Here is a 12,103-nt window from a genome sequence, read left to right on the forward strand (position 1 = left end):
ATGCGCAGTTACGCCAGTCACTTATGAGGTGCGGTGTCCGAGGCAGCCGCTGGAGCTACGTTTCGATCAGGTGACCGAATTCGTCGACGACGATCTCACCGTCGATGCCGTGTTCTTCGCACCAGTCCAGCGCTGCTTCCTCGTTGAGGGGTTTGATCTCCGCACCGCCAGTCGTGCCGCCCCCGTTACACGGCTTGGCGTATTTGGTTGCTGCACCGCCCTCTCCGTGGAGGAAGTACTCTCCCCCTGAGGTCTTGTATAGCGTTTCGATGAGGTAGTAGAAGTCACCTCGATCCGTGTTTGGGGCATGTTGGGCGATCTGTTCAGCTCGATCCGTGTCGTACAGTTTCCGGTCGATGACGCGCTGCATTGCAAACCGGCAAAACCGCCAGTGACATTTAAAGGCTTGCCGCAGAGATCCGATTCTCGACCGATTCAGGCCCACAGACACCAGAATTCAGACTGACAGCATGACTTCCCGACTGACAGCACGACCATATCGCACCTAGTGTTAGATTACCGGCTATTTGGGCGTGTGAAGTGCTGCGAACCACCCAGACTACCGCGCGCGGGCCGGCTGGCACTGACTGAATCTGCAATGATTTCTTTGTAAGTCAGGTACGGACCTTGACTCCAGCCACAAGCCGACAAAACTATTCTTCTGACCTAGGACCAACGCTGAAGGAGTCCGGTGCACAGGGCAGTTGGTTGTGTTGACACCACTGGCAATGCTCGTCAGCGCTGTACCGGTTGAACGAGAATTCCGAAATACGGGTCATGGACTCCGTCACGTCGTCCGTGACTGCTTCTAGGTCAGCATCGCTGAACGTCCGCGTTTCGACTTTCGGCCCGATTTCGCCAACGTACGCGTACCCAGCGCGCGTCACTGGCTCGTCGTACAGGTCACAGCACGCCAACAGATAGATCGGGAGTTGCTTATCGTCCTCCAGGTCTCGGTGGCGCTCGGTGGCCTTGTAGTCGATGACGAGGAGCCCATCGTCCGGCGTCCGGTAGACTGCGTCAATATAGCCGACGAGTTCGTGCCCATCAATATCGAGTTCGAACTCCCGCTCCGCGTCGATGATCTCGCAATTGGGGAGCTCTAACTCGAAGTACCGGTCGATGCACTCCTTCGCCGCCGTGAGTGCATCTTCAGCGCGGCGGTGACTGGCGAGACGCTCGCAGATCTCGTACCAGTCCCCACGGCGTTTCACGCCTTGCTTCGCGGCTTGTTCTGCGGTGTCGTGGAACAGCAATCCGATTTCACGTTGTGATACACCGCCCCCGGAATCGCTTCTGACTGTGGTCTCCTGATAGTCGGGGAATGCGTTGACCACGTAGTCCAGGTAGTGACTCCGTGGGCATTCTTCGTAGGCAGCCAGTGACGTGTAGCTGTGCGAAAGCGATGGTGACGGTGTCGACGGGTCGGTCAGCGACGCAACCTGGAGTGTCTCCCGCTCAGCTCTCGGGGAGAGCTCTCCGTTGAGGGTGGCTGTTGCAAGGTCTAGCACGCGGTCGCGCGCCGCCGCGACTGCGAGTTCTTCCCCGGCGTGATTGACGGTCCCGCCAACGTGCCCGACTGTCTCGGTGGCCAGTGTGTCCGTCCAGTCTACCGCCTCTCTCGGGAGACAGTCTTGAACGTCGGCCCAGAGGGGGAGCTGTCCTCGCTCCGGTTGCCATGGGATTCGGGACGGGAGAATTTCGTCAACGGATTCTGAAACGGGGTGTACGTCCGTAGCATCGTCGTCTTCGCTGCCGCCCTGGAGGACGAGGACATCTTCGGCGCGCGTGATGCCGACGTGGAACACGCGACGGGTTTCACGGGCGTCACGCTCGACGAAGTCCTCGGCAAACGCCGCCTCTGCGCCGTCTGAAAGGCTGGTTTCGAGCGCGTCGTAGGTGCGTGAACTCGGTGCCCACTCGCCCGCTGTGACTTGCGGGATGAGGACGACTGGGAAGTCAAGGCCCTTGCTCTTGTGGATAGTCATCACGTTGACCGCGTCGTCGGCGACATCCGGCTGACTCGTCGGGGACGAGCCGCTCTCGTCGAACAGAGAGTCGTAGTGTTCGAGCGAGTCGATGAACTCCGGGGTGAGCGGTGGTTGAACAGCGCTGTCTCCGTACTGTTCGATGACATCCTCCAGCTGGGCGAGATCCCGACGTTCCTGCTCGCTGAGATACCACTCGATATTCGTGACGTCTGTGAGCTCGCGGTACAGATGACTGAGCGACGCTGAATCTCGGATAGCGAGGAGTTCCGTGACGTGTTTACGGGCCTCCGCGACGCGGTCTGGCTCCTCGAACTCGTCGAGTGGCGTCTCGCGGAGCGTGTCCACGAGCGGGTCATCGCCCGCGTTGAGCTTGCGGAGGTCTGTATCGCAGAGCCGGTACCGCATCAGGAGGACGCGATTCCAGCTCACCTCGTCTTCGGGGCGTGCGAGTGCCTTTAGGTAGGCGGTCACGGTGCCGACACCAACGGATTCCGTGGCCAGATCCCCTGCAACCTGGTACGGGATGCCAGCGTCTTCGAATTCCTCGATGACTGGTGTCGCGTGGTCGTTTTTCCGGACGAGTAACGCGATGTCGCCCGGGTCGTACGCCTCATCGAAACTCTCTGCTGCCCCGCTCAGCAAGTTCTGCACGACGGTACGAAGCTGAGAAGCACCGTCCGCATCGTCCTCATCCGACAGCTCGACGGTAGCGATGGTGTCCCCATCGTACTCGGGTTCGTCGACGCGCTTCAGTGTCTTGTGACGTTCCCGGTGATCGAGTTTCTGAATCGCCTCGTTCGCCAAGTCCAGGATCGGCTGCCGAGAGCGGAAATTCTCCTCTAAGGGTTCGTCGGAGAGTGCCGCGAATGCGCGGTCGAGTTCATCAGTGATGTTGGCGACGTGCGCGCCGCGCCACTCGTAGATCGCCTGATCGTCGTCACCCACGACGAACAGGTTGTCGTCAGTGACGAGTGACTTGACGAGGTCGAACTGCAGGCGGTCGGTGTCCTGAAACTCGTCACAGAACACGTAGTCCCACCGAGCAGCGATTTCCTCCCCGACCGGCGACTCCATCAGCTCGGCCGCCTCTACAACTAGACCGTCGAAGTCGATGAGATTCCGCTCATCGAGTTCCCGCTCGTACGCGGCGTATCCGGCCGTCAGGTCACGGGCCGTCAGACAGTCCGAGAGGAACGAGTCGAGATGATCCGTGAGCTCAAGATCAAGGTCACCAGGGATTCCTTTCGGCGCACCGTTCGCGTACCCACCGAGTAGATACTTCGGGAGCTTGTACGCGTTGTCCGGCAGGTCCCGGTCGCCCGCCTCGTGGGCTTCAAACGCCGCTTCTAGCGCATCGCAAAGATCCACCAAGCGGTCGAGGAAATCGCGTACACTGGCCTCCATTCCGTCCATCCCCAACACATCACGTTCTTCAACGAGGTCAGCACGGACGTCTGGGAGCGAGTCCAGCACGCTCGACACGGACCGGCCGCCCAGATGGTCACTGGCAATCGCCTCGACGCGCTCCGAGAGGTCGGCGAGTTCGTAGACACGGTCAGCAGGACCGAGGAACGCGTCGATATCGTCGGGCGTGATGCCGCTGCGTTTCATCGATCCGATGAAGTTGAGCAACTTCGATGCGGCCCCTGACGCGTACCCATCAGAGCCGTACACGTTGGGTTTCACAGACCGGTACTCGATGTCGTCCAGGACATCCAACACGATGGCGTACTTTTCGGCGTCCGTAGCGACCTCGAAGTCTGGGTCGATCCCGGCTTCGTACGCGTAATCGGTGAGGATCTCGTTACAGATCGAGTGGTACGTGTACGCGTCGATGTCGTACCCTGCCGTACCGAGTTTCGCGTTGAGCTTCTCCCGCATCGAGCCTGCAGCGTTGTTCGTGAACGTCAACGTGAGAATCCGATCCGGGGATACGTCCTCCTCGTCGATGAGGTGCTCCACCTTCCGTACCATCGTGAACGTCTTTCCCGTCCCAGCCCCGGCGAGCACCCGCATTGGGTATGCGTCCGAGTCGATGATCGTTTCTTGCTGGGGCTCCGGTGACACATCTTCCTCCGGAACCGGGTACCACAACGGGTACTCGTCACTGTCACCGCTCATCGGCGCACCTCCGTCGCCAAGCGGTCAGCACACATTTCTCGATAGTCACAGTCCGGGCACGCTTCCTCGCTGATGAGATCGAACGGTTCTGGTCCGTAGGTCTCGCCCGTGATGCCGTCGTGTGCGGCGCGAATGAGCGCCCAGATCGTGTCATAGTGATCTTCATAGATTTCAGTGGTTTCCCGCCCCCAGCCGCGTGCAGACACATCGTACCCGGTGGGAGTGCTCTCGAACGACGTGCTATTGAGGAGGCCGTAGAAACTGAACCGGATCTCCATTCCGTCCTCGTAGAACGGTTCGTTCTTCACGCCCTCGATGTACGCCGCGGTTTGGAACGCGTTCCGCACACGCTTCGGCTCGTGCGCCTCCCCGTCGAGGTGGTCGCCAAGGTATTCCGCTGTCCCGTCGGAGAGCATTCCGTGTGTTTTCCGTTTGTAGTCGAAGATGTGGAGGCCGTCGTCCGTTCGGATGACGTTGTCTGCTTTCCCGTGAAGCCCCCGCCCGTCTACCTCGCACTCTACCCAGCACTCGGTGGCGATTGAGCAGCGGGCGTGGTCGATACCGACGCCGCCATCGGGAGCGAAGAACGACTCGATGGCAGCGCGATTCTCAGCACGCTGGTACTCTTGATGCGCAGCAGATTCGTAGTCGTCCGGAGTACTGTGCTCGTCCCATTTCGCATCGAAGATCCGCATCGCCCGCTCGTGAATCACCTCCGGGTCGTCGCCACGGTTGGTCGCCTTACACACGTCCTCGATAGTCTCGTGGTAGATCGTCCCTTGGTTGAGGTAGAGTTCGGTGCGGTCTGGCGCGTTCACGTCCTGTACGTACCGATAATCGTACAGCCGTGGGCACGTCGCGTAGTTCGCCAGCCGCGACGGTGAGAGCGACTCCTGGCTCATCGTCGCACCTCCCCGTTAGCGAATTCGACACGCGCGCGCAGCGCCTTCCGTAACTCCTCGCCACGCGCCCCGCTCTTATCGAGCAGGTCCTGAATCTCGCCGAGTTCCGCTTCTACCTCGTCGAGCGACACCGTCACGTCCTGACTGTTCGCGCGGCGCACCGCGGCGAGCGCGTCGTCAACCCGCGACAACAGGAAATCCTCCGCCGCTTGCTCACTCGTGATGCGTGGATCGTCGGATTCAGTGACCCACGGCAGGGTGTCGTACGCGTCTGTGAGGAACCGCGATGCCTGCGCACGCTCTTCCAGTGCGGTGTCCTCGTACTCGTAGAGACAACAGTACAGGTGCTCGTCAGCAGCGCCAGCCCCAATCGCCAGGCGTCGCCGGGCGTGCTCCGTGTGATACCGAGCGAACGGCCGACTCGACGCTGTGGACGTCGTCGGGAACGTCGCATCCACGTCCGGCTCGTCGAGATCCGTGACACCAGGGTAGTCCACCATCGATGCGACCCGCTCGGTCGGGAACAATCGAGTCAGGAACGGGTCACCAGGGTACTCACTATCGACGAGATTCACGAGAAACACCGCGCGGAACGACTCGTTCTTGATCGCCTGCAGGTGGTCCACGCGAACCCCGCCGTCAAGGTTCGTCGCACTCGTCTGGTTTTGTTGCGGTGCGTACTCGTGGGCGCGTTCGAGCATCTCCTCGAAGGACTCCCACCCCGCATCCACAAACTCAGTCTCTTCGAGAAACGCGGCCATCCGGAACGCCCGCTTGACATTTCCGAACTGCGCCCGTGCGTTCAGCGGGGTCGCGCGCTCCGCAATCCGCTCTTTTAAGCCTGCGTCTGTCGCCCACCAGTGAATCCCATCTTCGAGGCTGTCTATCTCCCGGACGCGGTCCAAGCGCTCCGTATCAAGATCCGGGCCGTGTTCAGGCAGCTCGTCCTTGTCGTCGGCAGCGAGATACCGCACGGCAGCGAGAAGTTCCCGGATCGCAGGATCGTCTCCGAAACCAGTGACTGTTGTCGATTCCGTCGGGATGCCGGTACGCTCGAACGCCTCAATGACATCCGTAACCGACCTCCCACTTTGTTTCGTGGCGACAGCGATGTCGTCGTAGTTCCAATCCGGCTGCGCGACGAGTTCCTCAATCTCGTTTGCAATATCGGCGAGTTGTTCGTCACTGGAGTCTGCAGCGAGAACGGACACCGATCCCGTGTCTGGGTCTGCCGGGACCGTTTCTTTGGCAAAATACGTTGCTGTGGCAGCTGGTCGCGTTGACGGCGTCTCTGACACCCCACGGCGAGCCTCGCTGAACGTGACATAGTCCGTAACGGGCCCCGTTTCGACCCACGTTCGGCGCACACTCGCATTCTTTTCGGCGATACAGACGAGCTCACAGTCCCCTGCGAGCGCGTCGAGATACGCGCGGTCGAGCGGGAAGAACTCCTCAAACTCGACTGTGAGCACTGCCTCGAAATCGACGACGTCGTCACGGGCATCCCCGGTGAGGACATCGAGTGCTTCCGAGATGAGTTGGCCGCGTTCCATGTGGCCGTACTCGGCCAGCCACTCATGGAACGCGTCGAGCGCAGCCGCGATGTCACGGAGTTCCGGGGTTTTCTCAGGCGTGACCGTCTGCCAGGAGATCGTTCCCATCACGGCGTCCACGTCCTCGATGAACGACGGCTGTTCAGAGGCCCGTTGAAGGTACTCCGTTTCCCACTCGTAGTCTTCGAGGAATCGGTGAAGGAGTTCTCGCCGCAGCGCGTCGGAGAGAATGACGCGGTCATCGGTCTGGTTGAGGACGTCGGTCGCGTGCACCACGAGCGACGTCACGTACGGCGTCGCCGCACCCGACAGTTCCTCACCTAAGGTCTCCCGGAACGTGTCCGTACTCGTCGGCGCACCCGTGACGACGAGCACATCCTCAGAATCGTGCTCGTCGAGGAGCGTTCGGTATTCCTCCCGCGCTGTCCGTTCGACGTTTTCGCCCCCGAACGGTGCCGTGACTAACGCCCCGTCGAATCGCCGGTGAGATGAGTGATCAGACATGGCTGTTATCCTCGGACGAGCCGCGTGACCCGAGACAGAACACCGGTGTTGTCAGCGGCTCTTTCAGTGTCACGTCGTGCATCTTCGATGATACTGGGCTCATCTATCCAATTCTTGAACCTGTTTGCGCTTTCAAACTGGACTGCCGGCCCGTAAATACTGGCCCGGATGTGGGCCGGCGTAGCTTTCTGGAACTCCCAGCACTGCTGCTGATCCAGATTCGCTGAGAAATCAGCGATAACACGCCCGTCGTCCTTGAAATCGAGTTCACACAGCCCGTCGGACAGCGCGCTGATCCACTTCCGTCGTCCCGGGTCGTGTTCCTGCTCGGCGGGTTTCTCCAGCGGCACGTACTCCGGCGGTTCCTTCTCGGCGTACGCGTACAGCTCCGCGAACACGTCCCGAGCATCCGCCAGCCGATCCGACTGGTCTGGCAGCGAGATATCTCGCTGCAAAAACAGGTGGGCGAACCAGGGGAACAGATTACAGCTGTCCGCCTGCCCCGCGATCTGCGCGGCAGCTTCCCGTTCGTCCTTCTCCAGTTCGGAGAAATTGACGTTGAAATCCAGCGTCTTCATCCGGGTCCGAAGCTCGGATTTCGGTTTCGTCGAGTCGTTCGAGGAGAAGATGAACGTCGGCATCTGGATGGAGCCGTCCCACTTCCCCTCCCAATACGATTTGATGATGTCCCGGTCGATCTTCGACTTCGCCACGTCGTCAACGATGTACGGGAAAACAGTGTCCGACGCACGAGCACGCTCGATGTTGTTTTTGACGAAGTCGTCGCCGGTCGTAACCTCCTGCACGTACCCGTTCGAGATGAGCCGCGCCCCGAACCGCAGGAACATACCCTTTCCACTGTCGTTGTCGCCGTGAAGAAACAGGAACGGGAGGTCCTTGTCCAGTTCCGCAGATTCGTATTCGGCGTAATGATGGGCGCAGTAGTTGGCGAACGGAGCCCAGCAGAAGTAGATAACACCCTCGTAGAAGTGTGCCCGTGTTTCCTTCGTCGTTCGCGTTTCACCGAACTCGCCGACAGTTTCGACGTACTGCTCGATCAAATCTAGCGCATCAGCGACTTCCTGCGGATCGTCCGGGAGAGGTGCCGTTAATTCGAGGACGGAGTCGTCAACCCGCAGCCCGACCGTGTTCTCGTCCTTGTCGACGTTGAGGTCGGGGTATCCGGTGAAGGTCTCTTTGTACCGTGCGATACCGGCCGGTGTCGCTACGATTTCACCGTCGTTGATACGGATGTTATTGGCGGACAGCGTATCATCCAGATTCGAGATGGCGTCTTCGAGACCCTGCGGGGAGAGGCGTACACGTTTGTCCGGACTGATCTCTGTTGGGTCAGTATCCGTATCTTCGGCGGCGAATACCGCCTTCTCTGCTTCTTCGGCGTCTGTGACGACGTTGTACCTGTTGACTTGGTCGTCGTCAACCGCTTCGTCGAGCCGAGCGTTCAGCTCGGCGACCGGGTCGTCACTGAACTCGTCCCCGCCCAGCCAGATGTCGTAGATCTTCGCCTCTTCTTCTGCTGTTTCGGCGTCCTCAATCTCCTCGGTGAGGTCCTCCATGAACGGCGTCGCGTAGTCCTTGTGAAACGCGTAGAGCCGTTCGAACCACTCGTCGACGGGCGTGTCCCCGTCGGTACGCCAGGCCATGTTGACGTTAGTTTGTTTGCTCCCCTGCCAGGCTTGCTTGGAGAGGTTCGCCGACCCACAAATGAGTGTGCGAGACCCGTCCTGATTCTCGATGATGTAGAGCTTCGTGTGGAGGAGGACGCGCGCGGAATCGACAGTATGGATGCGGAGATCACCGTCTCGCCGAAGCGACTCCAGTTGCGCGGCGATTTTCTTCGCGTTGTTCGTGTTCTTCAGCGACCGCCGGTAGTCGTCGTGTTGGTTGTCTCCGACGATGACTTCCAGCGAGTCCACTGCGAGGTCCCGGTTCTGAAACATCTTGTAGATGAACGCCGGGGACTGACTGTACGTGACGCAGTAGACGTGCTGGGCGTCACCGAAGTAGTTCACGAAACTGTCCCATGATTTGTCGGCAGCCATCTCCAGGTCAGCGGTGCTGCCGTCATCGAACTCGACTGTTGCTTCGAATTCTGTCTTGGTCATGCGAGGGTTACCGGTGTGGTGATGAGTGCGTGAGTGGTTGCGTGAGGCTGTACTGGCGCATGGTCAGATGTATGGGACACCGCGGATGACGCTGCCCTTGGTGAGGTAGCCCTTCATGGCGAAGTCGGCGCACTTGTCGGCGTAGTACGTGGTGATGGGGAGCCGGGTGGACCGGCTCAGCGAACCGACGTGTGCTTCCGACAGCCAGTAGGTTTGCTCCGCGAGCGTGTCGAGGTCTGTCGATCCGTGGCGTTTCACGATCTGTAGCGGCCGCGGCGTGCCAGGACTACCCTCCTTCCCACCGGTCGTGGTCAGGTAGGAATGGTCGCCGTTGTGGACGTGGAAGGCGACGCCTTTGTCCGCGATATCGAACCGTGATTTCGATTCGTCGTACTCGGCGATGCGGGGGTTCCCGGATTTTCGGATCTCGACGAGGTCGAAGCGCTGGATGAGATCCCTAGCCTTGTCGAGACGCTTGATCAGGCTCTCGATGTCGAGGTAGAACTTCCCGTCACGATGGATGACTACGTGCCGCGGTGGTCGGCCTTCCTCTTCGGCGAAGATTTCCAGAACGTGCTTGATGACGTTCGCTACGTCGTCCTCGTCGAACGTCTCGCCAGCTTGCTTCGTGACGGCCTCGGACGCGAGGATGGTTCCGTCGGCCATGATGACGTTCGCGGCCGCGCCGAGGTGTTGCTTTGTCGCATGGTCGTAGGTCACGTCGAGGCCGACGAACGCGTCAACATCCCCTGGAACGTCGTCGATCCGCCACGGCACACCGCCCGCCTTCCCGATTAGAGACGAACTGATGTTCCCGAGATAGCTGTCGTTGCCGAGATTGTCGATGGTGATCATCTGACTCGGCACCCCGAGTTGTCCAAGTCGGCGCTTAAACTCAGGATACGGGTCGTCGTAGTCTGCTGCCGCAGCTTTGTCCTTATCAGGGACGACGATTAACGCCGCATCGTAGTCGCTCGTCTTCTGTGCATGCTGGGAGTAGTGGAACTCCGAGCCCAGTTCGTAGGTCTCCTGGTCGAACTTCGTCGGCTTTCCGTCGTATTCCGCGAGCTTGCCGAGTACTGAGAGGACGTACGGTCGTGCTGCGGCTTGTTCGCTGTCCGGATACAGCGCGATGATGTCGAACGACTCTGGAGCCTTGTACACGCCGTAGCCCTTCCGTTCCAGCCCGCCAGCCCCGTAGTACCCTGTTCGGCCATCGCCGAACCGCAGGTTCGGGATATTCGGTGTCTTTTGCTCTCGGTACCCGGCGTTTGTTGGCTGCGGGACCGGGCCGAAGTCGAAGTACGGGGTCGGGCCGAGCAGGTCGACGAACGACGTGACGACGTTGAAGCGTTCCTCGGGTTTCATCCGGCTCTCGTTGTGGATGACGTTTAGGAACGTCTCATCGACGCGGCCCAACTGGTCGAACGTCGGAATGACCTTACAGTACTCCAAGAGCTGCGGGAAGATCGAATCCTCGCCGCTCCCGTACTGCAGGTCAGCAATGACCGGATTCCCGGCCCGCATCGAGTCGATGACGTCCTGTTCGACGTGTTTCTCGTGGTACTCCGACATCGGAACGCCTGGCCCGTCCAGCATATCATCGTAGTCCATGTCGATAATCTCCTTGACCGTCGCCGTGCGCGCGCTGTCGTACAGGTCCGTGTCGTGCTCGACGGTTACATCGGCGATGTCGTGTCCGCGCTGCACCCACTCGGCGGCGGAGAACGTCGATTCGAGATGGTATGCGACGTTCACACCGCAAATCACGGTGCCGTCAGCATCGACGCGAATCCGGCACTTGTACTTCCGATAGGCTTCGAACAGCCCGCTGTTCGCGGTCCGCTGCGGGGTGGGCTCGATGATCGAGTCGATCCCGGACACCTCAAAGCGACCAGCAACGGCTCGTTTCACGTCCTGCTTGACGAACTCCTGGAGCGGCCCGTCGTTCGTGTACGAGCGCGCTTCCAGCGTCGTCTCGCCCTGATGCACCGGCTTGACCGTGTACCCGTGCATCGAGATCGTACCGTGGAGTTTCTCGGTCGCGTAGATACGCCGACGGGAAGCGTCAGCCGTCGTCACGGGACTCCCGATCCGTGACTGATAGTAGTTCGCCGCTTTCGCCGTGAACCCCTCAATACCGTTCGTGAAATCGTCAGGGTCGATCCCGCCACTCCCGGTCGCCCGGAGTTCGTACTCGTGGACTGGTAGTTCCGGCAGCGACCCGAGTTCGAACTGCAGCAAGTAGTTCCCATCCGAGAGCGGCTGTTGATGCAGGAGCTTGCCGCCACCATCAGCTGTCGGCCGCGAACCATCATCGACCTCACTTCCGCGAACGAACTCTGCGTCACCGGGCTCACCCGATGTTGACGCGGCAGCACCACTCGAACCACTCTCCCCTGACTGGTCGACTGGTTCTTCTGGGGGTACACTACCGGGTGACTTGTCGTTCCCGGCAGCGGCGGGAGGGTCGTTTAACAGCGTGACGGTGAGGTCATACCCCGGGTTGAGTTGCATCTCGCCGCGGAACTCGTTCCCGACGACGTTCTCCAGGAGATACCACTCCCCAATCTCCCACTCGAAGTCCGAGACGTCGTTGTTGTGGAATACTGTCAGATCTATCGCCGCGCCGTCAACGTCCTCCAGCTGGATTTTCCGAGCGATGGCATCGTGCTCCCACTCGTCAATCCCCGTGACGTGCAGCGCGATGTCGATCTCTTCCCCATCCTCGATATCGGCCTTGACTGCCATCTACGCCGACCAACGGACGCCCAGAATAAATAATTTTTCACTAGGCGAATCTCAAACACGGTAAATCAAATTTAGATACAATACACTCTAAGAAAGCGTCTCAGGCCCCACAAATGAGGCACTTATACGGAGTACCGAACGACACCGAGCGTCGA

6 protein-coding genes are annotated in these 12,103 nt (G+C 60.0%); all 6 read right to left on the reverse strand.

Annotation, left to right across the window (positions count from 1 at the left end; translation table 11 throughout):
• Window positions 1-55: 55 nt before the first annotated feature.
• Entirely contained in the window at window positions 56-370 is a 315-nt protein-coding gene (locus HBOR_RS06280) for a hypothetical protein (RefSeq protein WP_006054109.1), read from the reverse strand.
• Window positions 371-653: 283 nt separating this feature from the next.
• On the reverse strand, window positions 654-4,112 hold the full coding sequence (locus HBOR_RS06285; protein ID WP_006054110.1) for an ATP-dependent helicase: 3,459 nt from the start codon (window positions 4,110-4,112) through the stop codon (window positions 654-656).
• Window positions 4,109-5,014, reverse strand: coding sequence for a RecB family exonuclease (locus HBOR_RS06290; RefSeq protein ID WP_006054111.1), 906 nt, complete (start codon window positions 5,012-5,014; stop codon window positions 4,109-4,111). Before HBOR_RS06290 ends, HBOR_RS06285 begins: the two co-directional genes overlap by 4 nt.
• Window positions 5,011-7,071 (reverse strand): PD-(D/E)XK nuclease family protein, encoded by a 2,061-nt coding sequence (locus tag HBOR_RS06295; protein WP_006054112.1) that lies wholly within the window; start codon window positions 7,069-7,071, stop codon window positions 5,011-5,013. The genes HBOR_RS06290 and HBOR_RS06295 overlap by 4 nt, the downstream gene beginning before the upstream one ends.
• 5 nt (window positions 7,072-7,076) lie before the next feature.
• Window positions 7,077-9,197 carry a phospholipase D family protein gene (locus HBOR_RS06300; protein WP_006054114.1) on the reverse strand — a complete coding sequence of 707 codons (2,121 nt, stop codon included), beginning with the start codon at window positions 9,195-9,197 and terminating at the stop codon, window positions 7,077-7,079.
• A gap of 63 nt (window positions 9,198-9,260) precedes the next feature.
• Entirely contained in the window at window positions 9,261-11,948 is a 2,688-nt protein-coding gene (locus HBOR_RS06305) for a Piwi domain-containing protein (RefSeq protein WP_006054116.1), read from the reverse strand.
• Window positions 11,949-12,103: the final 155 nt, after the last annotated feature.

This window comes from Halogeometricum borinquense DSM 11551 (genome assembly GCF_000172995.2).
Lineage (GTDB): Archaea > Halobacteriota > Halobacteria > Halobacteriales > Haloferacaceae > Halogeometricum > Halogeometricum borinquense.

Bases quoted from the DNA above. Each gene is read 5' to 3' on its own strand.
- HBOR_RS06285 (WP_006054110.1), bottom strand. From the start codon at position 4,112: ATGAGCGGTGACAGTGACGAGTACCCGTTGTGGTACCCGGTTCCGGAG.
- HBOR_RS06295 (WP_006054112.1), bottom strand. From the start codon at position 7,071: ATGTCTGATCACTCATCTCACCGGCGATTCGACGGGGCGTTAGTCACG.
- HBOR_RS06290 (WP_006054111.1), bottom strand. From the start codon at position 5,014: ATGAGCCAGGAGTCGCTCTCACCGTCGCGGCTGGCGAACTACGCGACG.
- HBOR_RS06280 (WP_006054109.1), bottom strand. From the start codon at position 370: ATGCAGCGCGTCATCGACCGGAAACTGTACGACACGGATCGAGCTGAA.
- HBOR_RS06305 (WP_006054116.1), bottom strand. From the start codon at position 11,948: ATGGCAGTCAAGGCCGATATCGAGGATGGGGAAGAGATCGACATCGCG.
- HBOR_RS06300 (WP_006054114.1), bottom strand. From the start codon at position 9,197: ATGACCAAGACAGAATTCGAAGCAACAGTCGAGTTCGATGACGGCAGC.